18 protein-coding genes are annotated in these 21,360 nt (G+C 69.1%); 9 read left to right on the top strand and 9 right to left on the bottom strand.

What is annotated here, in order from left to right:
- Positions 1-39 precede the first annotated feature (39 nt).
- Both OHA64_RS25470 and OHA64_RS25465 read left to right on the top strand, forming a co-directional pair.
- Positions 40-609: a TetR/AcrR family transcriptional regulator gene (locus OHA64_RS25470; protein ID WP_405616852.1), complete on the top strand. Its 570-nt coding sequence runs from the start codon at positions 40-42 to the stop codon at positions 607-609.
- Positions 606-1,790, top strand: a complete 1,185-nt coding sequence (locus OHA64_RS25465; RefSeq protein WP_405616850.1) for a GDSL-type esterase/lipase family protein — start codon at positions 606-608, stop codon at positions 1,788-1,790. Before OHA64_RS25470 ends, OHA64_RS25465 begins: the two co-directional genes overlap by 4 nt.
- On the opposite strand, the gene OHA64_RS25460 is transcribed toward OHA64_RS25465, so the two are convergent.
- Positions 1,791-2,909, bottom strand: coding sequence for a sugar ABC transporter substrate-binding protein (locus OHA64_RS25460; RefSeq protein WP_405616848.1), 1,119 nt, complete (start codon positions 2,907-2,909; stop codon positions 1,791-1,793).
- Positions 2,910-3,203: 294 nt separating this feature from the next.
- Here OHA64_RS25460 and OHA64_RS25455 point away from each other — a divergent pair, with 294 nt between their 5' ends.
- Positions 3,204-4,901 carry a fibronectin type III domain-containing protein gene (locus OHA64_RS25455; RefSeq protein WP_405616846.1) on the top strand — a complete coding sequence of 566 codons (1,698 nt, stop codon included), beginning with the start codon at positions 3,204-3,206 and terminating at the stop codon, positions 4,899-4,901.
- 30 nt (positions 4,902-4,931) lie between these two features.
- On the opposite strand, the gene OHA64_RS25450 is transcribed toward OHA64_RS25455, so the two are convergent.
- The 3 genes from OHA64_RS25450 to OHA64_RS25440 form a co-directional block, all read right to left on the bottom strand.
- A complete protein-coding gene (locus tag OHA64_RS25450; RefSeq protein ID WP_405616845.1) occupies positions 4,932-5,522 on the bottom strand; it encodes a Uma2 family endonuclease in 591 nt (196 codons plus the stop codon).
- A 117-nt stretch (positions 5,523-5,639) separates the two neighbouring features.
- Complete coding sequence (locus tag OHA64_RS25445; RefSeq protein ID WP_405616843.1) at positions 5,640-6,860, bottom strand: RNA-guided endonuclease InsQ/TnpB family protein; 1,221 nt, start codon at positions 6,858-6,860, stop codon at positions 5,640-5,642.
- A 282-nt stretch (positions 6,861-7,142) separates the two neighbouring features.
- Positions 7,143-7,601 (bottom strand): ATP-binding protein, encoded by a 459-nt coding sequence (locus OHA64_RS25440; protein WP_405616841.1) that lies wholly within the window; start codon positions 7,599-7,601, stop codon positions 7,143-7,145.
- A gap of 230 nt (positions 7,602-7,831) precedes the next feature.
- Here OHA64_RS25440 and OHA64_RS25435 point away from each other — a divergent pair, with 230 nt between their 5' ends.
- Positions 7,832-8,713 carry a helix-turn-helix domain-containing protein gene (locus OHA64_RS25435; RefSeq protein WP_405616839.1) on the top strand — a complete coding sequence of 294 codons (882 nt, stop codon included), beginning with the start codon at positions 7,832-7,834 and terminating at the stop codon, positions 8,711-8,713.
- A gap of 10 nt (positions 8,714-8,723) precedes the next feature.
- On the top strand, positions 8,724-8,906 hold the full coding sequence (locus OHA64_RS25430; protein ID WP_405616837.1) for a DUF397 domain-containing protein: 183 nt from the start codon (positions 8,724-8,726) through the stop codon (positions 8,904-8,906).
- Positions 8,907-8,960: 54 nt separating this feature from the next.
- Here the strand turns inward: OHA64_RS25430 and OHA64_RS25425 are convergent, their stop codons facing one another.
- From OHA64_RS25425 to OHA64_RS25405, 5 genes are all read right to left on the bottom strand, one after another.
- Complete coding sequence (locus tag OHA64_RS25425; protein ID WP_405616834.1) at positions 8,961-9,413, bottom strand: heat shock protein transcriptional repressor HspR; 453 nt, start codon at positions 9,411-9,413, stop codon at positions 8,961-8,963.
- Between the two features lie 5 nt (positions 9,414-9,418).
- Positions 9,419-10,597, bottom strand: coding sequence for a molecular chaperone DnaJ (dnaJ, locus tag OHA64_RS25420; protein WP_405616832.1), 1,179 nt, complete (start codon positions 10,595-10,597; stop codon positions 9,419-9,421).
- Positions 10,598-10,639: 42 nt separating this feature from the next.
- The gene (gene grpE, locus OHA64_RS25415; RefSeq protein ID WP_405616830.1) at positions 10,640-11,299 is read right to left on the bottom strand and encodes a nucleotide exchange factor GrpE; all 660 of its coding nucleotides are present in this window, start codon (positions 11,297-11,299) and stop codon (positions 10,640-10,642) included.
- Positions 11,296-13,161, bottom strand: coding sequence for a molecular chaperone DnaK (dnaK, locus tag OHA64_RS25410; RefSeq protein WP_405616828.1), 1,866 nt, complete (start codon positions 13,159-13,161; stop codon positions 11,296-11,298). The genes grpE and dnaK overlap by 4 nt, the downstream gene beginning before the upstream one ends.
- 95 nt (positions 13,162-13,256) lie before the next feature.
- A complete protein-coding gene (locus OHA64_RS25405) occupies positions 13,257-14,276 on the bottom strand; it encodes an MraY family glycosyltransferase (protein ID WP_405616826.1) in 1,020 nt (339 codons plus the stop codon).
- Between the two features lie 242 nt (positions 14,277-14,518).
- Here OHA64_RS25405 and OHA64_RS25400 point away from each other — a divergent pair, with 242 nt between their 5' ends.
- The 4 genes from OHA64_RS25400 (at position 14,519) to OHA64_RS25385 (ending at position 21,307) form a co-directional block, all read left to right on the top strand.
- The gene (locus OHA64_RS25400) at positions 14,519-16,816 is read left to right on the top strand and encodes a heterodisulfide reductase-related iron-sulfur binding cluster (protein ID WP_405616823.1); all 2,298 of its coding nucleotides are present in this window, start codon (positions 14,519-14,521) and stop codon (positions 16,814-16,816) included.
- A gap of 460 nt (positions 16,817-17,276) precedes the next feature.
- The gene (locus tag OHA64_RS25395; protein ID WP_405616821.1) at positions 17,277-18,728 is read left to right on the top strand and encodes an FG-GAP-like repeat-containing protein; all 1,452 of its coding nucleotides are present in this window, start codon (positions 17,277-17,279) and stop codon (positions 18,726-18,728) included.
- On the top strand, positions 18,725-20,185 hold the full coding sequence (locus OHA64_RS25390; protein WP_405616819.1) for a hypothetical protein: 1,461 nt from the start codon (positions 18,725-18,727) through the stop codon (positions 20,183-20,185). The genes OHA64_RS25395 and OHA64_RS25390 overlap by 4 nt, the downstream gene beginning before the upstream one ends.
- Positions 20,186-20,287: 102 nt before the next feature.
- Positions 20,288-21,307, top strand: coding sequence for a Yip1 family protein (locus OHA64_RS25385; protein WP_405616817.1), 1,020 nt, complete (start codon positions 20,288-20,290; stop codon positions 21,305-21,307).
- Positions 21,308-21,360: the final 53 nt, after the last annotated feature.

Raw genomic sequence — 21,360 nt, 5'->3', positions numbered from 1 at the left:
GAAACTGCATAATCGTTTCCGGCAAACAGGAGGAACCTTATGGTGCGTGTGGGGCTGACCCCCGAGCGGCTGACACGGGCGGGGGCCGAGCTGGCCGACGAGGTCGGGTTCGAGCAGGTGACCGTCTCGGAGCTGGCGCGACGGTTCGACGTCAAGGTCGCGAGCCTGTACTCGCATGTCCGCAACTCCGAGGACCTGAAGACCCGGATCGCCCTGCTCGCCCTGGAGGAGCTCGCCGACCGGGGCGCCACCGCACTGGCCGGCCGGGCCGGCAAGGACGCGCTGACCGCCCTGGCCGACGTCTACCGCGACTACGCCCGCGAGCACCCCGGCCGCTACGCGGCGGCCCGGTACCGGCTCGGCCCGGAGGCGGCCGCCGCAAGCGCCGGCGGACGGCACAGCGCGATGACGCGGGCCATCCTGCGCGGCTACGACCTGACCGAGCCCGACCAGACCCACGCGGTCCGGCTGCTCGGCAGCGTCTTCCACGGCTACGTCAGCCTTGAACTGTCGGGTGGTTTCAGCCACAGCGCCCCGGACAGTCAGGAGAGCTGGACGCGGATCCTGGACGCCCTCGATTCCCTGCTACGGAACTGGCCCACACCATGACGTTATTCACCACGCCCCTCACCGAGGACCTGCTGCGCGGCGCCCTCGATGTCGAACGCACCGAGCACGGCCTGCTCCCCCACCGGCTGCCCGCCCGCGCCCGCGCCCAGTGCGCCGACCCCCAGTTGGCCATGGCCGAGTCCCAACCCTCCGGCGTACGACTGGCCTTCCGCACCCGGGCCACCACGGTCGAGCTGGACACCCGCCCCACCAAACGGGTCTACGTCGGAGCACCGCCCCGCCCGGACGGTGTGTACGAACTGCTCGTCGACGGTCGCGTGGCCGGCCGGGGCAGCGTGAGCGGCGGTGCCACCCTCACCATCGACATGACCACCGGGACCACCGAGCACCGGTCCGGCCCGCACGGCACCGTCCGCTTCACCGGCCTGCCCGGCACCGACAAGAACGTCGAGATCTGGCTGCCGCACAACGAGACCACCGAGCTGGTCGCCCTGCGCACCGACGCCCCCGTCGAACCCGCCCCACGCCCGGACCGCCCGGTCTGGCTGCACCACGGCAGCTCCATCAGTCACGGCTCGGACGCCGCCGGGCCCACCACCATCTGGCCCGCGCTCGCCGCGTCCCTCGGCGGGGCGGAGCTGATCAACCTGGGCCTGGCCGGCAGCGCCCTGCTCGACCCGTTCACCGCCCGCGCCCTGCGGGACACCCCGGCCGACCTGATCAGCGTCAAGATCGGCATCAACGTGGTCAACGCGGACCTGCTGCGCCTGCGCGCCTTCGGCCCCGCCGTCCACGGTTTCCTCGACACCATCCGCGACGGGCACCCCACCGCCCCGCTACTGGTCGTCTCGCCGATCCTGTGCCCCATCCACGAGGACACCCCCGGCCCCAGCGCCCCCGACCTCAGCTCCCTCGCCAAGGGGCAGCTGCGGTTCCGGGCCATGGGCGACCCCGCGGAACGCGCGAGCGGAAAGCTCACCCTCGGTGTCATCCGGGACGAACTGGCCCGGATCGTCGCCCAGCGGGCCGCCGACGACCCGAACCTGCACTACCTCGACGGCCGCGACCTCTACGGCGAGCGCGACCACGCCGAGCTGCCCCTGCCCGACGACCTCCACCCGGACGCCGCCACCCACCGCCGCATCGGTGAACGCTTCGCCGAACTGACCTTCGCCAAGGGCCCTTTCGCCGCCGCCCGCCACACGGCCGCGCCGTCGTAGCTACTTCAGCTTGGCGGCCTCGCAGGCGCTCTTGAACTTGCCGGTGCAGATGTCGGACACCTTGTAGATGCCGTCCTGGATCACCGTGGCCTCGATGTTGCTCTTCGTCAGGGCGACCACGGGGACCAGCTGCGCGGGGATGTTCTTGTCCGTGGGGCTGTCGACCCGGTCCGAGGCGAGGGCGTCGAACTGGATGTCCTTGCCCTGGATCTTCGCCACCGCCATCTCGGCGGCGGCCTCGGCCTCCCGCGGGTACGACTTGTACACGCTCATGTACTGGTCGCCGGTCAGGATCCGCTGCACGGCGGCCAGTTCGGCGTCCTGACCGGTGACCGGCGGCAGGTTGGTCACACCCGCCTCCTTCAGGGCGTCGATGACCCCGCCGGCCATACCGTCGTTGGCGGAGTAGACGGCGGCGATGTTGCCCGCGCCGATCGCCCCGATCGCCTTCTTCATGTTGGCCTCGGCGTTCTCCGGCTTCCAGTCGACGGTGTCGTACGTCTCGGCGATGGTCACCTTGCCCTGCAGCTGGGAGAGCGCGCCCGCCTTGAACTGCTTGGCGTTCGGGTCGGTGGACGAGCCGTTCATCATGACGATCTTGTCGGACGTGTCGATGCCTGAGCCCAGGGCCTCCACCACGGAGCGGCCCTGGACCTCGCCGACCAGCTCGTTGTCGAAGGAGACGTACGCGTCGATCGGGCCCTCGGCGAGCCGGTCGTAGGCGATGACGGGAATGCCCGCGTCCTTGGCCTTCTTCACACCGTCGGCGATGGCGTGCGCGTCGACGGCGTCCAGCAGGATCACGTCGACCTGGTCGTCGATCATCTGCTGCAACTGCTCGGCCTGCCGGCTCGCGCTCGCGTCGGCGTTGGCGTAGTCGACCTTGCCCTGCTTCTTGGTGAGCTCGGCGACCTTGGCCTCGATGATCGGCTGGTCGAACTTGTCGTAACGGGTGTTCGCCTTCTCCGGCAGCAGCAGGCCCACGGTGATGTCGTTCCCCTTGGTAGGGCTGGCCTCGGTGCTGCTCCCAGCCACTCCCAGCGCCCCACAGGCGGACAGGGAAAGGGCGAGAGAACCTGCGGCCACTGCTATGCCGCTACGACGGGTACGGGTGTTCACGTGCGCTTGCCTTCCGAACGAGGGTGCTGTCGCGACCCAGGTGAAGGAAGCCAACGCTGTCTTCACCAAACGGTCAAGAAGCAATCACTTATCGAGATGGCAACGTTAATACGTGCGGCTTTTGTGAAGGCATGGGGCGTCCGGGGTGACCGCCAGGGCCCAAAAGTCGCGTACAACCAATCCCCGGCCTGGTCGGTCCTGATCATCGACGGCTCTGCCTGCCGTTGCTGATCAGGACTGAAGGACCGGATCAACTTAGTCAGACGCGCGACCCCCGCGACGTCGGCGGCCGTCGTGCTCGCCACCGCGGGCGGCCTGCTCACCGCCGTCGCCACGCCCGCCACCGCCGCCACGACCTGCGCCTCGCCGGTCTTCAAACGGCAGTTCTTCGCGAACACCAGCTTCTCCGGCACACCGAGGAAGACGGACTGCGACAGCGCAGTCGACCAGAACTGGGGCACCGGCGCCCCCGCCTCCGGCCTTCCCTCGAACAACTTCGGCGTCCGCTGGAGCGTGACCCGCGACTTCGGCTCCGGAGGACCGTTCGCCTTCTCGGCCGCGGCTCAGGACGGTATCCGCGTCTACCTCGACGGTGCCCGCAAGGTCGACCTGTGGAAGAACGTGTCGACGACCGTGAAGAAGACGGTCAACGTCACCATCCCCTCCGGCAAGCACACGCTGCGCGTCGACTACGTCAACTGGACCGGATCCGCCAACGTCAAGTTCGCCTACACGCCCCGCACCTCCGCCACCGTCGACAAGGTCGCCCCGCTCGCCCCGACCGGCACCTCGGCGACGTATGAAAAGGCCACAGGCAAAGCGAAGCTCACCTGGTCCAAGAACAAGGAGATGGACCTCGCCGGGTACCGCCTCTACCGGCGTCTGAAGGGCACCCCGTTCGGCGCAACTCCGCTCGCGACGACGACCACCTCCACGTCGTACACGGACACCACCCTCCCCAAGTCGGGCGCGACCTACTACTACGAGGTCCGCGCCTACGACAAGGCCGGCAACGAGTCGTCGGGCACGGCCGACCAGGGTGTGACCACCGCCGACCTGGTCGCGCCCGCCACTCCCACCATCGTGCACGCGACGGGTGAGGTGACCCCGACAGGCGGTACGGGTGGGCTGGAGGTGGACTGGAAGAAGGTCGAGGACGCGGTGTCGTACCGCGTCCACCGGGCGGCGAGCAAGGGTGGCACGTACACCGTGCTCGGCAGCACGGACCAGCTTTCGTACCTGGACGCCTCGGCCGTCGCGGGGACCGTCTACTACTACCGCGTCACAGCCGTCGACGCGGCGGGCAACGAGTCCGCCCGGTCCGAGCCCCTGATGGGCAAGATCCGGGACAACGATCCGCCGCCGCTCGTCACCGGGCTGAGCGTCACCCCGACCGAGTACGGCTTCCAGCTGAACTGGGACAAGAACCCGGCCCGGGATCTGCGGCACTACACGGTCCACTGGGGCGAGTTGGCGGGCGACGAGGGCGAACAGGTCTGCTACAGCAGCCTGGTGGAATACGTCTCTCCCGACGACACGTCCTACGCGTACACCACGCTCCCGGACGGCGACCAGGTCTGCTTCTTCGTCGACGCCGTGGACGACGAGGGAAACTCCGCCATCAAGTGGAACGGTCCGACCGAGGCCGTGTCCGTCACCGAGCTCGACATGACGCCGAGCGTGCCGACGCCCGAGGGCTCGCCGCTCCGCCTCACGGCGACCGGAGCCGAGCGCGACGAGGGCAACCGCCTCACGTGGTCCGGGCTCGGGGACGACTCTCCGCAGGCCGCGGGCGGCTATCGCGTCTACCGGTGGAACCCCGCCACATCCTCGTACGCGAAGATCGCCGACCTCGGTGCCGGTGACTCCGAGTACGTCGACATCGGCGCCCGCCTCGGCACCACGTCCTACTACTGGGTGACCGCGCTGACCGCCGACGGCACCGAGTCCCTCCCCGCGGGTGACTGGGCAGTCACCGCGCCGACGAACTGACCCGACCCACCAGGACCATCCGCCCGACCGTCAGCCCCGCTTCGGACCCGTGATCGCCTCGCCGATCACGAAGCCCTTGGCGGGGCCTTCGGAGATGGTGACGTCGGTGCCGTAGGGGACGCGGTGGATGTCGTCCCAGTCGGCCTTCTCGGGGCGGGGCTCAGTGAAGAGGGTGACGGCGCCTTGGCCGTCGTGGTCGTCGATGAGGACGTACACGGGGATCCCTGCGCGGGCGTATTCGCGGCGCTTGCGGATGCGGTCGCGGTCTTGGTTGGCCGTGCCGGGGGAGACGACTTCGAGAACGAGGTGCACGGAGCCGGCCCTGACCCCCATGTCTTCCTCGTCGCTGCATGGTTCCGCGTCCTTCAGGGTCAGGAAGGCGTCCGGGATCCATGCCTGGCGCTTGTGGATCACGTTGGTGACGCTCCAGACGCCGAACTCACTGTCCTCCAGGAAGGTCCCCAGGGCGCCCCAAAAGCGGTTGGCCACCTGGGCATGTCGAAAACAGCCGGTGGGCCACACCTCGATGGCCCCCTCGACGATCTCGGCGCGGTAGCCCTCGGGGACGTCCATGGCCTTCCATGCCTGCCACAGGACCTCGTCCAGGTCGGGTCGGTTCAAGAACGCAGCCTGCGCCTGGGACATGGTCTCGTCCTCTCATGTGCGAGATCACGGTAGGTACGGCATTACGGCTGACCAGTTGAATCCTCCCCTCCCTGGAGGAAGGGGATTCCTGGCTCAGGCAGCCTCCTGGAGCAGCGCTCCAGGAGGTCTTCCGCCATCAGCACCAGCCGGGTTGAGACCAGCCCGGACGAGCATCACGCGTGCGGAGTTCTTGTCCCGTGGGGACACCGTTCCGCACACAGTGCAGGTGTAGGTGCGCTCACCCAGCGGCAGGCGATGCTTGGCTCTCGCATCGCAGTGCGCGCAGTCCATCGTGGTGTGCGCGGGGTGGACCAGGCGGATGTCCCGCCCGTGCTTGCGGCCCATCTCCAGCAAAGCGGCCTTGGTGGCGCCGATGGCGGCGTCAGCGGCCTTGCGGGCCATGGTGGTCCTGGCCAGGAACTTCGGGCGGAAGTTCTCGACCGCGATGGCGTCGTGGTCGCGGACGACCTTTTTGGCCCACTTCCGGCCGGTGTCCGCACGCTGCCTGGCAACCTTCTTGTACGCCTTCGCCCGCAGCTTCTTCGCCTCGCGGTAGCCCTTGGATGCCGGTTGTCCCTTCTTCGGCTTTCGGCGGGCCATCATCCGGTCGTACCGGGTCAGCTTGGCCTGGGCCTTTTTGCCGTGCTCGGCGTGCGGCAGGTCGTACGCGTCGGACGTGGTGGTCGCGGTCTCCCTCACACCCCAGTCGACACCGAGCACCCGACCGGTCTCAGGCAGCGGCTGGACCTGCGCGGGCACGACGAACGAGGCGTACCAGTGCCCGAGGCTGTCCTGGTACAGGCGCACCGAGGACGGCTCGGACGGCAGGTCCCGCGACCACACCACCCTCACCACGACGCCCCCGGCCAGGTGCAGCCGTCCGCCCCGCAGCCGGAACCCGCGCTGCGTGTAGTTGAGGGTCGGCAGTGCCTCGCGCTTGGTCTTCCACTTCGGCATCCCCGCCCGGCGCGCCATGGGCAACCGCTCGCGGATGTCCTTGTGCGCCTTGCCACGGGAGCGGCCGAAGTCACGGATGACCTGCTGCTGGACAACCGACGAGCCCTCACACAGCCACGGCGTCGCCTTCCGGGCCTCGGTCAGCATCCTGTCCAACTGCGCCGGACCACACGTCGCCTTCTGTCCGGTCGCCTTGTTGTGCCGGTGCACGGCTTTGGACTTGGCGACACATTCGTTCCACACCCACCGACACCGGTCCCACTCCGCCACCAGGGCAGTGCGAGCGGTGGACGACACCCGCAGCCGGAAGGTGTACCGGGCATGCCCACCCTCCGCCACCACCCCCACGCCTGCCATCCCGCCCCCTCACATCCCCGGCCGGGACGACATACCGACCCGATACCCCTGAAGGACCATACGTACGACAGCCGCACACATGTCCCCCGATCCCACGGCCACCACCCCGACCAGCGATCACTGGTACACGCGTTCGCATCACCTCGTCGATACCGAGAGCGGTACCGGCGCCCCGCGCCCTCAACCGGATGCGGCGACGCCGCGCGTCGCGACACCCGGATGCGATTCCTCCCCGGCGTGAACGCCGGGGCCTCCTCGCAAGAACCAGGAGATATCCCTGGTTCACCCGTTCGAGCGAAGCCGGAACGATCCGCTGTTCCCGCCCAACTCGAACCAGACTCCCTTCGCATACCGCCCCGTTCTCTCGTCGGCGACGCCCCACCCGTCCGCCATCTCCTCGACCAGCGCGAGCCCCCTCCCCCAGCAGGCGACAGCCCAGGCGGCGGGATACGTGACCACGGGCGGGTCCGGACTCTCGTCGAACACGCTGACTCGGAGTCTGCCCGCGGTGAGCCGGATGCGGAGCATGGCGGTGCCCTTGGTGTGCAGGTGGACGTGGGTGACGAGTTCCGAGGTGCACAGTGCGGCGGGCATGACGAGGTGCTCCCGGTCGTGGGTGAAGAGGACGGCGCGTACGAAATCCCGGCAGACGCGCGGTGAGGTGGCGTCGCCGGGTGCGAACAGGCTGTATTCGTGGGTGAGTTGAGCGGGGCGGTGGGCTGCGCGGCGGGACGGGTTCATGGGTGTCGGCTCCAGGTGAGTGGCGTGGTTCCCGTTGCCCGGCGATGACGTCGCCCGCGTGCGGGTGCTCTGTCGGCTTACGGGCAGGGGAGGTTGACTGGTTTCAGTGTGTGACTGACCCAGCACTGAAGGTAGCGATTAAGGGTTCTCGCGAGCAACCTATTCGCGGGATCCGGTGGACCAACATCCACCAAAGGGGCAGACTTTGAGTCGACCACCAAGGAGAACCCGTGGGACTGCGCACCACTATCAGCGAACGGCAGCGGCGACTCGGCTTCGAGCTCAAACATCTGCGCGAACAGGCTGGGTTGACCACCAGTGAAGCCGCCGAGCGGATCGGCATGACGCGCGGACAGCTGGGGCACATCGAGGCCGGCCGGACCTCAGTCCTCACTGAACGACTGCTCGACCTCTGCCGCGTCTACGGTTGCTCAGAGGAGCCCTACGTCGAGGCGCTGGTCACCATGTCCGAGTCCAGTGGCAAGGGCTGGTGGAGTGCGTACAGGAAACACATGGGGCCCGACTCGCTGAATCTGGCCGAGCTCGAATCAGAGGCCGTGGCCATCAGGACGCACGAGCCACTGTTCATCCCGGGGCTTTTCCAGACCGAGGACTACACGCGCTCCATCTTCACGAGCCCCGACCTGGGCTTCGCGAACATCGAGGAGGGGTTGAGGTTCCGCATGGAGCGTCAGCACATCCTGACGCGCGACAACGCGCCGTCCGTGCACGCCATCATCCACGAGTCCGCGTTGCACATGCGGTTCGGCGACACCAAGGTCGTTCGGGAGCAGTTGCTGCGTCTGATCGAGTTGGCGCGACTGCCGAACGTGACCATCCAGATCTATCCGTTCACGGCCCAGGCACACGCCGCACTCACCGGCAATTTCACGCACGTCATCCCCGCCAACCCGAGGTTGGGCACGGTCGTGGTCGAACAACTCCTGGGCTCCCACTACTTGGTGGGGCAGCGCCAGCTTGCGGAGTACGACTCCTTGTTCGACCGCATCGCCGAAAACGCCCTCGCACCCATCGACGTATCGTTGGCCCCCGAAGCACACTCGGTGAAGGACTCGCTGACCCTTGTCCAGCATGTGCTCTACACCGCCTGAGGAGGCGCGAATGCCTGAGTTGCACTGGCAGAAGTCGTCGTACAGCGGCGGCCCCGAAGGCAACTGCCTCTACCTCGCCCCCACCCCCGACGGAACGATCCGCCTCCGTGAGAGCGACACCCCCCACGTCATCCTGACCGCCGCCCCCGGCAGCCTCGCCGCTCTCCTGCGCAGCCTCAAGGGCGACGACTGAGGGGTCCGGAGGTTCAGGTGAACCTCCGGACCCCTCAGGTCAGTTGACGCGACGTCAGTCGGACGTCTGCTGTCGCTTCGGCCGCCACACCACCAGCGCGCTGGTCTGCTGCACCTCCTGGTACGGGACCAGGTCGCGGCGGTACGACGCGTGCACCGCCGCCTCGCGCTGCTGCATCGCGGCCGCCGCGCCGTCCAGGGCCGCCTGCATTTCCGCGAGGCGGGACTGGAGGGCGACGACCTGGTTCTCCAGCTCGATGATGCGCTTGATGCCGGCCAGGTTGATGCCCTCGTCCTGCGACAACTGCTGGACGGTACGCAGCAGTTCGATGTCGCGGGCCGAGTAGCGCCGGCCCCGGCCGGGGGTGCGGTCCGGGGAGACCAGGCCGAGACGGTCGTACTGGCGAAGGGTCTGCGGGTGCAGGCCGGAGAGCTGGGCCGCCACCGAGATGACGTAGACCGGGGTTTCCTCGGTCAGTTCATACGGGTTGCGTCGACGACCGTCCATCCCACTCATGCTCCCTTCGCGGCCTGGAACAGCTCCGCCCGCGGGTCCTCACCCGCGGTCGCCTCGCGATACGCCTCCAGCGCGTCACGAGCCTTCCCCGTCACGTCCCTCGGGACACTCACCTCGACGGTGACCAACAGATCGCCGCGGGTGCCGTCCTTACGGACCGCGCCCTTGCCGCGGGCGCGCATGGTGCGGCCGTTGGGCGTGCCCGGCGGCAGCTTCAGCGTCACCGGCGGGCCGCCCAGGGTGGGCACCCTGACCTCGCCGCCGAGGGCCGCCTCCGCGAACGTGACCGGGACGGTCACGGTGAGGTTGTCGCCTTTGCGGCCGAAGACCGGGTGGACGTCGACATGCACGGTGACGTACAGGTCGCCCGACGGGCCGCCCCGTTCGCCGGGTGCTCCCTTGGCGCGCAGGCGGATGCGCTGGCCGTCGGAGACCCCGGCGGGGATGCGGACCTGCATGGTCCGCGACGACTTGGCCCGTCCGCTGCCGTGGCAGATCTCGCAGGGGTCCTCGGAGATCAGTCCGCGGCCCTTGCAGTCCGGGCAGGGGTCCGTCAGTGAGAAACCGCCGCCCGAACCCCTCGCGACCTGCCCGGTCCCGACGCAGGTCGGGCACACCCGCGGGTTGCCGTTCTTGTCGCCGGTGCCGGAGCACGCCTTGCAGGGCTGCTGCGAGGACATCCGCAGCGGGACGGTCGCACCCTCGATCGCCTCGGTGAAGCTGAGGCTGACCTCGGTGTCGATGTCCTGGCCGCGCCGGGGCTGCGTACGCGTCCCCGTGCCCGCGCCGCCCCGGTTGAACAGGCCCCCGAAGACGTCACCGATCCCGCCGCCGAAACCGCCGGCGTTTCCCCCGCCCTGGGGTCCGCCTCCGAAGAGGTCACCCAGGTCGAAGTTGAACGAGCCGCCGCCGGCCGGACCCGGCCGGAAGCCGCCGCTTCCGAACAGGGCCCGCGCCTCGTCGTACTCCTTGCGCTTCTTCGGGTCGCCGAGGATGTCATTCGCCTCGGAGATCTCCTTGAAGCGCTCCTCGGCCTTGAGGTTCCCCTTGTTGGCGTCCGGGTGGTACTCGCGGGCGAGCTTCCGGTAGGCCTTCTTGATCTCGGCCTCGGTGGCGTCCTTGGGGACGCCGAGAACCTTGTAGTAGTCCTTCTCGATGAAGTCCTTGGTGCTCATCCTCGACGTCCCTCCTTCCTTCTTGTCCTTCTCGGTTCAAGCTCAGCCCTCGTCCGGGCCACCGCTCTCCTTGTCGTCGGCCGTCTCCGCGGAGTCCTCCGCCTTGACGGTCTGCGCTCCCGGCTGAGGTTCGGCCACGGCCACCCGCGCGGGACGGATGGTGCGTTCGCCGAATCGGTACCCGGGCTGGAGAATCGCCACGCACGTCGTCTCGGTGACGTCCGGCGCGTAGCTGTGCATCAGGGCCTCGTGGATCGTCGGGTCGAAGGGCTCGCCCTCCTTGCCGAACTGCTGAAGGCCCATCTTGGCCGCGACGGACTCCAGCGACTCGGCGACGGACTTGAATCCGCCGAGGAGCTCCCCGTGGTCCCGCGCGCGGCCGATGTCGTCGAGCACGGGCAGAAGCTCGGTCAGGAGGTTCGCGATGGCGATCTCCTTGACCGTGATCCGGTCCCGCTCGACCCGGCGGCGGTAGTTCTGGAACTCGGCCTGGAGCCGCTGGAGGTCGCCGGTGCGCTCGTCGAGCGCCGTGCGTACCTGGTCCAGCTGGGCCGTCAGGCCTGCGATCTGTGCTGATGCGTCCCCGGCCGGGGCCGCCGCCTCCCCCGAGGAGGGGGCGGCGGCCTGCGGCTCGGCGTCGTCGGGGGTGGCGCCGGAAGGGACGTCAGGCTTCTCGTCGAAGCCCGGGGTCTCCTCCGTCACGCGGCACCGTCCTTGCGCTCGTCGTCCACGATCTCGGCGTCCACGACGTCGTCGTCGGCCTTCGCGTCACCGTCGGCGGCACCCTCGGAGGCACCGCCCGCGGCCTGACCGGCCTGGGCGTCGGCGTACATGGCCTGGCCGAGCTTCTGCGAGACGGCCGCGACCTTCTCGGTGGCGGTACGGATCTCGGCGGTGTTGTCGCCTTCGGCGGACTCGTTCTTGAGCGCTTCCTTCAGCTCGCCGACCGCTTCCTCGACCTCGGTCTTGATCTCGCCCGGGACCTTGTCCTCGTTGTCCTTGAGGAACTTCTCGGTCTGGTAGACGAGCTGCTCGCCCTGGTTGCGGGTCTCGGCGGCCTCGCGACGGCGGTGGTCCTCCTCCGCGTACTGCTCGGCCTCCTGGCGCATCCGGTCGACCTCGTCCTTCGGCAGCGAGGAGCCGCCGGTGACGGTCATCTTCTGCTCCTTGCCCGTGCCGAGGTCCTTCGCGGTCACGTGCATGATGCCGTTGGCGTCGATGTCGAAGGCCACCTGGATCTGCGGGACGCCACGCGGCGCCGGCGGCAGACCGGTGAGCTCGAACATCCCGAGCTTCTTGTTGTACGCCGCGATCTCGCGCTCGCCCTGGTAGACCTGGATCTGCACGGACGGCTGGTTGTCCTCGGCCGTCGTGAAGATCTCGGAGCGCTCGGTCGGAATCGTGGTGTTCCGGTCGATGAGCTTGGTCATGATGCCGCCCTTGGTCTCGATACCCAGGGACAGCGGGGTCACGTCGAGGAGCAGGACGTCCTTGACCTCACCCTTGAGGACACCGGCCTGGAGGGCGGCGCCGATGGCGACGACCTCGTCCGGGTTGACGCCCTTGTTGGCCTCCTTGCCGGCGGTCAGCTCCTTGACGAGCTCCGCGACGGCGGGCATACGGGTGGAGCCACCGACGAGGACGACGTGGTCGATCTCGTTGATGGAGATGCCGGCGTCCTTGATGACGTTGTGGAACGGCGTCTTGCAGCGCTCCAGCAGGTCGGCCGTCAGCTGCTGGAACTGAGCCCGGGTGAGCTTCTCGTCCAGGTGCAGCGGGCCCTCGGCGGACGCGGTGATGTAGGGCAGGTTGATCGAGGTCTCGGTGGACGAGGACAGCTCGATCTTGGCCTTCTCCGCCGCCTCACGCAGACGCTGGAGGGCCATCTTGTCCTTGGCCAGGTCCACGCCGTGGCCGGACTTGAACTGCTGGACCAGGTAGTCGACGACCCGCTGGTCCCAGTCGTCGCCGCCGAGGTGGTTGTCACCGTTGGTGGCCTTCACCTCGACGAGGCCCTCGTCGATGTCGAGCAGCGACACGTCGAAGGTGCCACCACCGAGGTCGAAGACGAGGATCGTCTGCTCTTCCTTGTCCAGGCCGTACGCCAGCGCGGCCGCGGTGGGCTCGTTGACGATACGCAGGACGTTGAGACCGGCGATCTCGCCGGCTTCCTTCGTCGCCTGACGCTCGGAGTCGTTGAAGTACGCCGGGACGGTGATGACCGCGTCCGTGACCTTCTCACCGAGGTAGGACTCGGCGTCCCGCTTCAGCTTCTGCAGGATGAACGCCGAGATCTGCTGCGGGTTGAAAGGCTTCCCGTCGAGCTCGATGTTCCAGTCCGTGCCCATGTGTCGCTTCACGGAACGGATGGTCCGGTCCACGTTCGTGACCGCCTGGCGCTTGGCGACCTCGCCGACGAGCACCTCACCGTTCTTCGCGAAGGCGACGACGGACGGCGTGGTCCTGGCACCCTCGGCGTTGGTGATGACGGTGGGCTCGCCGCCCTCCAGAACGCTGACGACGGAGTTAGTCGTGCCCAGGTCGATGCCGACCGCACGTGCCATGGTGATCTTCCTCCAGCTGACTTGAGTGGAACGGGCTCAAGTGTGCACGACGTCCAGCCTGCGGTCAACAGACCTGAGTCGGGCAGACTCAACTCTTATCCGTTCCTTACACGCAACTGGGCTCTGACCTGCGTATTCTCCGCGCGGCGCGGCCCGTAAGGACGTACTCGAAGGAGTCCCAGCACGACGACCAGGGCGCCCCCAGCCACCCAGTACACCCCCGACCCGGCGATCCACCCCAGATGCGCGAGAACCGCGACGAGTACCCCGGAACACGACCCCACACCGAGCACCACCGCGGCCCCGCCGGAGGTGAGCCCGAGCCGTCGCAGCCGGTGCGCGAGGTGGTCCGGACCGCTGCGCAGCAGGGGCCGCCCGGCCAGTCGGCGCGAGAGCAGCACGAGGGCCACATCGGCGCACGCGACCGCCGTCAGCGCGAACAACACCCCCGCGCTGGACGCCGGCTCGCGCCCGGCGCGGGTGATCACGGCCGCCGACGCGAGCACGAACCCCGCGAACAGCGCCCCGCAGGAACCGAGTCCCGCGCGCGCGGGAGGACGGTTGTGCATCAGGAACCCGGTCAGCGCGGCGGCCAGCACGCTCAGCAGCGCGGCCGGCCCGTCCATCATCTCGGCCGCCGCCATGGCCCCCACCCCGAAGGCGGTCACCACGGCCACGGTCCCGGCCAGCGCGTCCGCGTGATCGAGCGCCTTGAAGCCGACGGCGACGAACACGATCCAGCCGACCGCCAACGCCCCGCCACCGAGCCCGAGTTCGGCGTACGGCACCACCCAGACCGCCGCCAGGGCCGTACCGCCCACGAGGAGCCGGGCCTTGACCCGCCGCACGTCGGCGACCAGACCGAGCACGGCGACCGCGGCCCCGGCCACGAGCAGCGCGCGCATCCCGCCGTCCAGCGGTGCGAACCCGGTCCACCCGCCTGCCGCCGCGACCAGACAGGTGGCGAGCGCGACGGCGATCCCGCCGCACAACGGAACGGCCCGCTGCCGCCGCCGGTCGACGATCCCGAGCCGCCGGGCCGGGGCCCGGAGCAGCGCGGTGAGCAGGGCGGCGAGGAGCAGGGCGGCGGTGGCGGCGGCGATCCCATAGAGCACGGATCTAAGTTAGGGGTGAATGTACCAATTTGGTATGAATAACACGATCGGATCGCCCTGGTTCTTTAAGGCAACCCTCAGCGACGCAGATCACCGAGTGGCTGACTACAGTGCGACGGAAGATGGGGGTAGTCTCAAACCGACTGGGTAAGTTACCGCTTAGTAATGTCGAGGGACTCCCTCGGAACACCCGTCGTGAAGATCCCTCGAAAAATCCCCTCGCAGGCCCGAGGAGCCCCCAAATGCAACTCGCCGCGATCATCGTGTCGCTGGTGCTGACCGTGGTCGGCGTTGCGCTGCTCGCACGCGCCATCGGCCAGTTCGTCCGGTACTTCAAACTGGGCCAGCCCGTGCCCGCCGGCAGCCGGACCGACGACCCCTACTCGCGCAGTGTGACGCTGGTGCGGGAGTTCCTCGGCCACACGCGGATGAACCGCTGGGGCATCGTGGGCTTCGCCCACTGGTTCGTGGCCATCGGCTTCCTGACGCTGCCGCCGACCATCATCACCGCCTACGGCCAGCTCTTCGAGGCCGACTGGACGCTCCCGGTGATCGGCGGCTTCCTGCCGTACGAGCTCTACATCGAGTTCATCGCCGCGATGACGACCCTCGGCATCGCCACACTGATGGTCATCCGCCTGCTGAACCTGCCCTCGCGGCCCGGCCGCAAGTCTCGGTTCGCCGGTTCGAAGATGGGCCAGGCCTACTTCGTCGAGTACGTCATCCTCACCATCGGCCTCGCCATCTACGTGCTGCGCGGCCTCGAGGGCGCGCTGCACCACGTGGACCACTACGAGGCCGCGTACTTCGCCTCGTACCCGCTGATCCTGGCCTTCAAGGGCCTGAGCGTGGCCACCCTGCAGAACCTGGTCTACCTCGCCGCGATGATCAAGCTGGGCACGACCATGATCTGGATGATCACGGTCTCGCTCAACACCAACATGGGCGTGGCCTGGCACCGCTTCCTCGCCTTCCCGAACATCTGGTTCAAGCGCGAGGCGAAGGGCGGAACCGCCCTCGGCGCGCTCCAGCCGATGACCTCCGGCGGCGAGCCGATCGACTTCACCGACCCGGGCGACGACGACGTCTTCGGCGTCTCCCAGGTCGAGCAGTACTCCTGGAAGGGCCTGCTCGACTTCTCCACCTGCACCGAGTGCGGGCGCTGCCAGTCGCAGTGCCCCGCCTGGAACACCGGCAAGCCGCTCTCCCCCAAGCTGCTGATCATGTCCCTGCGGGACCACGCGCACGCCAAGGCGCCCTACCTGCTCGCGGGTGGCGGCAAGACCATGGAGGGCGAGGAGAAGGCGTCCGAGGAGCAGCTCAAGGATGTCCCCGCCGCCGCGCTTGCGGAGGCCGAGCGGCCCCTCATCGGCACCGCCGAGGAGAACGGCGTCATCGACCCCGACGTCCTGTGGTCCTGCACCACCTGCGGCGCCTGCGTCGAGCAGTGCCCGGTCGACATCGAGCACGTCGACCACATCGTCGACATGCGCCGCTACCAGGTGATGATCGAGAGCGCGTTCCCGTCCGAGGCGGGCACCATGCTCAAGAACCTGGAGAAGAAGGGCAACCCCTGGGGCCTCGCCAAGAAGCAGCGCCTGGAGTGGCTCAAGGAAGTCGACTTCGAGGTGCCGGTCGTCGGCAAGGACATCGAGGACCTGTCCGAGGTCGAGTACCTGTACTGGGTCGGCTGCGCCGGCGCCCTGGAGGACCGCGCCAAGAAGACCACCAAGGCCTTCGCGGAGCTCCTCCACATGGCGGGCGTCAAGTTCGCGATCATGGGCGGCGACGAGAAGTGCACGGGTGACTCGGCGCGGAGGCTGGGCAACGAGCCCCTCTTCCAGGAGCTCGGCATGGAGAACGTCGCCGCGCTGAACATGGCCTTCGGCGAGGAGATGGACGACGAGGGCAACGTCACCGCGGAGTCGAGGAAGCCGAAGTCCGCGAAGAAGATCGTCGCCACCTGCCCGCACTGCCTCAACACGATCGGCAACGAGTACCCGCAGCTCGGCGGCGACTACGAGGTCATCCACCACACCCAGCTGCTCCAGCACCTGGTGGACGAGGGCAAGCTGATCCCGGTCACCCCGGTCGAGGGCATCATCACGTACCACGACCCCTGCTACCTGGGCCGCCACAACAAGATCTACACGCCGCCGCGCGAGATCATCGCGGGCGTCCCGGGCCTGCGCAACGAGGAGATGCACCGCCACAAGGAGCGCGGCTTCTGCTGTGGCGCCGGTGGCGCGCGGATGTGGATGGAGGAGCGGATCGGCAAGCGCATCAACAACGAGCGTGTTGATGAGGCGCTGTCGCTGAACCCCGACATCGTCTCCACCGCCTGCCCGTTCTGCCTCGTCATGCTCACGGACTCCGTGAACGGCAAGAAGAACGACGGCAAGGCCAAGGAGTCCATCCAGGTCGTCGACGTCGCCCAGCTGCTCCTGCAGTCCGTCAAGACCCCTGTCTCCGACTCGGACGAGCCCCCGGCGGGCACCTCCGAGTCGGAGAACGAGCCGGAACCGCAGCCGGTGAAGTAGCCCCTGCGGTCGTCAGACGCCCCGTGCCTTTGTGGCGCGGGGCGTCTTCGTTGTGAGCTGACAGAGCTGCGCTGACGGCGCCTCAATGATGTACCGAACTCACATACAACCCTTACGCACCAGCGAAGGTCTCCTGATCGCCGACCGCCCCGTGACATTCTGGCCGACTCCCGGAACCGCACACGGCCGACGGACGCTCACCATCGACTGCGGATGCCCACCAGGCATCCCCCGCATGCCGCAGGAGACCTCGCATGCACACGCATTTCAGGCCGACCTTCGCGACGGCCACCGCCGCCGCGTTGACGTGCGGTCCGCTCTCCGCGCACTTCGCCGACTGACCTCGTACCTGTCCCGGTCGACCGGCCTCGCCGACCGACCCGTACACCCATGCAGCATTAAGCACCGGCCGGGCCCGCCGTCACGGGCCCGCCTTCACCCCTCTTCCGGAGACACTGCCTTGCGCAAGCGCACACTCCTCCTCGCCACCACCCTCGCCACCACCCTCGCCACCGGCCTGCTGACCGCCCTGCCCGCCACCACGGCCACCGCCGCACCCTCCGGTCTCGCCGGGGACTTCAACGGTGACGGCTACCGGGACGTCGCCATCGGCGCCATGAGCGCCGACGTCGGCTCGGTTCAGGGCGCGGGTGCCGTCGTCGTGCTGTACGGCTCGTCGTCCGGGGTCTCCGCCGCCAGGAAGACCGTGATCACCCAGAACTCCACCGGCGTCCCGGGCACGGCCGAGTACGGCGACCGTTTCGGCAGCAGCATCGCCGCCGGCGACCTGAACGCCGACGGCTACGCCGACCTGGTCGTCGGCTCCCAGTACGAGAGCATCGGCGACCGGGACGGCGTCGGCTCGGCCACCGTCATCTGGGGCGGCAAGTCCGGCCTCTCCGGCGGCTCCTCCCTGCCCGCGCCGTCGTCCCGGCTCGCCGAGTGGGGCGGCTACGGCTCCGGCCTCGCGACCGGTGACTTCGACGGCGACGGCAAGACGGACGTCACCGTCACCGGCCAGAGCTACACCGGCCTGTACAAGGGCCCCTTCGCCCGTACGGGCACGCCCACGAGCCAGACCTCCGTCTACGAGGTCGGCTCGACGTACGACGTGATCGCCGGCGACCTCAACGGCGACAAGGCGGCAGAGCGCATCTACCCGTACAGCGTCAGCAGCGACCACGGCGGCGTCATCGGCTACCTCGGCTACGACCCCGCGGGTGGGGAGACCCACCCCGAGTCGGACTACGCCCAGACCATGCTGCCGAAGGCCGACGGCTCCCTGGGCTCGGTCGGCGACATCAACGGCGACGGCTACGGCGACCTCGTCCTCGGTGACTACGAGGACCCGCGCGGCGACAAGCCCGGCGGCCACAAGGGCGGCCAGATCAGCGTCTGGTACGGCGGCCCGAACGGCCCCGACCCGGCGCAGAAGCCGACCGTCATCCACCAGGACACGGCCGGTGTGCCCGGCGCGGGAGAGGTGGAGGACCGCTTCGGCTCGGCGGTGAGCGTCGGCGACGTCAACGGCGACAAGTTCGCCGACGTCGCGGTAGGTGCCTCGGGCGAGGACAACGGCACGGCCAAGGACTCGGGTTCCGTCACGATCCTGTTCGGCTCGGCCACCGGGCTGAAGGGCTCGGGCGCGAAGTCGTACACGCAGAACACCGCGGGCGTGCCCGGCGGCAACGAGACCGGCGACGCCTTCGGCGTGTCGGTCCGCCTGGTCGACCTCGACAAGAACGGCAAGGCCGACCTGGTCACGGGCTCCGGATACGAGAACAGCTACGGCGCGGTCACCGTCCTGCGCGGCGCCGCCTCCGGCCTCACCACCACCGGCGCCACGTCCTTCACCGCCCGTGGCGTCTCCCTCAAGGGCGGAGCGGACTTCGGCTGGGTGATCTCCCAGTGACGTACCGCGTGACGTACCGCCGACTCGCCGTCCTGCTCGCGGCCTCCCTCACCCCGCTCGCGCTGTCCGTCCCCGCCGCACAGGCGGCGGCGCCCGCCGCCCCGTTCGACTTCAACGGCGACGGCCGGGCCGACCTCGCGGTCGGTGCCCCCGGCGCCACCGTCGGCGGCAAGGCGAAGGCCGGCGCCGTCTCCGTCGTCTACGGCAGCTCGACCGGCCTCAAGAGCTCCACGTACCAGCTGATCAACCAGAACACGGCGGGCATCCCCGGCACCGCCGAGACCGACGACGCCTTCGGCTCCGCGCTCGCCTCCGCCGACCTGAACCGCGACGGCTATGCCGACCTGCTGGTCGGCACCCCCGGCGAGGACGTCGGCACCGACACCAACGACGGCATGGTGGCCATCGTCTGGGGCTCGAAGGCCGGTCTGTCCGGCGGCCGTGAGCTGCGCAACGACAACCACCGCGAGAACGACCGCTACGGCGAGGCCGTGGCCGCGGGCGACTTCACCGGCGACGGACTGCTCGAGGTCGCGACCGGCTCGACCGGCATGTTCGAGCTCAACTTCGTGTCCGGCCCGTTCCGCAAGACCGGCTCCTTCGGCGGCGGCAACGGCGGGTCCCTGTCCGGCGGCTCCCGTCCGTTCTCGACGTCGTACGGCATCGAGTACCTCTCCTCCGGAGACGTCATGAGGAGGGGGTACCCGCAGCTGATCGTGCACGGCCGCCTCGACGGCACCGACGAGGCCGTCACGACCCTGGTGGACGGCAGCATCGGCAACTTCAACGACTGGCTGGTGGACCTGCCCGCCGGTTACGTCTCCGCCGTCGGCGACATCGACCACGACGGCTACGCGGACGTCGCCGTCGGCAACCACCGCGAGACGTCCGCCGACCCGGCGGGTGCGACAGGCGGCAGCGTCACCATCTGGTACGGCGGCCCGGGCGGCCACGACTCCAACCGCGCCCCGCTCGTCATCACCCAGGACACGGCGGGCGTGCCCGGCGCCGCGGAGACCGGCGACGCCTTCGGCTCCGCTGTCTCCCTCGGCGACATCAACGGCGACAGGTACGCCGACCTGGCGATCGGTGCCTCCGGCGAGTCCATCGGCACGGTGGCCACCACCGGCTCGGTCACCGTCCTGTACGGCTCGGCGGCCGGCCTGACCACCGAGGGCGCCACGTCGTACACCCAGAGCACGGCGGGTGTCCCCGGCGCCGCCGAGGAGTCCGACCGCTTCGGCGGCCGGACCAGCCTGCTGGACCACACCGGCGACCGCCGAGCCGACCTCTCCGTCGCCGCACCGGGCGAGAACGTCGGCGACGGCGCGGTCTGGGCCCTGCGCTCCACGCCGACCGGCCCCACCACCAGCGGCGCGACCAGCTTCGGCCCCTCGATGACGGGCGTGTCCACGGCGGGCAGCCCCGGCTACGGATCGGCGCTGGGGCACTCCTGACGGACGCCGGGCCGCACCTGAGGAACCCCGGTCCGCACCTGACGAACCCCCTGACGAACCCCTGAGCGATCCCTGAGCGACACGTGAATCTCCCCCTAGGGGATGTCACAGCTCGGCCGCAAAGCCGGGCCCGAAACGCCGGGCCCGGCACCTCACTCTCCGAGAACAGGTACGTTCGAAGACGTGGCTGGATTCAGGATCGGACGCGGCCGGAACAACGGCGCTCCTCAAGCGCGACCGCAACAACCTCCTTACGGGCAGCAGCAGTCGCCCCGCGGGCAGGGGCAGCAGGCGCCCCAGGGTCAGACGTACGGCTCGCCCCAGGGGCGTCCGTCGTACGGCTACCCTCCGGCGCCGCAGCCCCACCCCGGGCAGCAGCAGTACGGGGGCGGCGGCACCCAGGCCGGTGGCTATGACGAACCGGAGTACTTCGGCGACGGCGGCACCTACCCGCCGCAGCCCGGACCGGACCCGTACGCCGCCAACAACCCTGGGAACACTCAGGCGTTCTCGGTCGACGACGACCCCTACAACCAGGGCGGGACCTACCGCGCGGGCTCGGCTCCGGCCGGACCGATCGGGCCGCGTCTGCACTGGAAGGAACTGCTGAGGGGGATTTTCCTGTCCCCCGACCAGACCTTCCTCCAGATGCGCGACTACACGATGTGGGGCCCCGCCCTCATCGTGACCTTCCTCTACGGCCTGCTCGCGGTCTTCGGCTTCGACGGCGCCCGCAAGGACGCGATAGGCGCGACACTCGCGAACGCCGTTCCCATCGTCCTGGTCACCTCCGTGGCGATGGTCCTCTCGGCCTTCGTCCTGGGCGTGGTCACCCACACCCTGGCCCGCCAGCTCGGCGGCGACGGCGCCTGGCAGCCGACGGTCGGCCTCTCGATGCTGATCATGTCCCTCACGGACGCCCCCCGCCTGGTCTTCGCGATGTTCCTCGGCGGCGACGCGCCCTTCGTGCAGATCCTGGGCTGGGCCACCTGGATCGCGGCCGGCGCCCTGCTCACCCTGATGGTCCGCCGCTCCCACGACCTGCCGTGGCCCAAGGCGCTTGGCGCGTCGGCGATCCAGCTGATCGCCCTGCTGTCGATCGTGAAGCTGGGGACGTTCTAGACGTTCCGCCGCCGCCCACCGAGCGACTCAAACGCGACGGCGCCCCACCCCCG

The organism is Streptomyces sp. NBC_00076 (assembly GCF_045041235.1).
Classification (GTDB): Bacteria; Actinomycetota; Actinomycetes; order Streptomycetales; family Streptomycetaceae; genus Streptomyces.
This window is presented reverse-complemented; position numbering and strand designations above follow the sequence as displayed.

Excerpts from the sequence above, each read along its gene's own strand:
- OHA64_RS25470 (WP_405616852.1), top strand. The coding sequence starts at position 40 with ATGGTGCGTGTGGGGCTGACCCCCGAGCGGCTGACACGGGCGGGGGCC.
- OHA64_RS25465 (WP_405616850.1), top strand. The coding sequence starts at position 606 with ATGACGTTATTCACCACGCCCCTCACCGAGGACCTGCTGCGCGGCGCC.
- OHA64_RS25445 (WP_405616843.1), bottom strand. The coding sequence starts at position 6,860 with ATGGCAGGCGTGGGGGTGGTGGCGGAGGGTGGGCATGCCCGGTACACC.
- OHA64_RS25440 (WP_405616841.1), bottom strand. The coding sequence starts at position 7,601 with ATGAACCCGTCCCGCCGCGCAGCCCACCGCCCCGCTCAACTCACCCAC.
- OHA64_RS25430 (WP_405616837.1), top strand. The coding sequence starts at position 8,724 with ATGCCTGAGTTGCACTGGCAGAAGTCGTCGTACAGCGGCGGCCCCGAA.
- OHA64_RS25425 (WP_405616834.1), bottom strand. The coding sequence starts at position 9,413 with ATGGACGGTCGTCGACGCAACCCGTATGAACTGACCGAGGAAACCCCG.
- dnaJ (WP_405616832.1), bottom strand. The coding sequence starts at position 10,597 with ATGAGCACCAAGGACTTCATCGAGAAGGACTACTACAAGGTTCTCGGC.
- dnaK (WP_405616828.1), bottom strand. The coding sequence starts at position 13,161 with ATGGCACGTGCGGTCGGCATCGACCTGGGCACGACTAACTCCGTCGTC.
- OHA64_RS25400 (WP_405616823.1), top strand. The coding sequence starts at position 14,519 with ATGCAACTCGCCGCGATCATCGTGTCGCTGGTGCTGACCGTGGTCGGC.
- OHA64_RS25385 (WP_405616817.1), top strand. The coding sequence starts at position 20,288 with ATGTCACAGCTCGGCCGCAAAGCCGGGCCCGAAACGCCGGGCCCGGCA.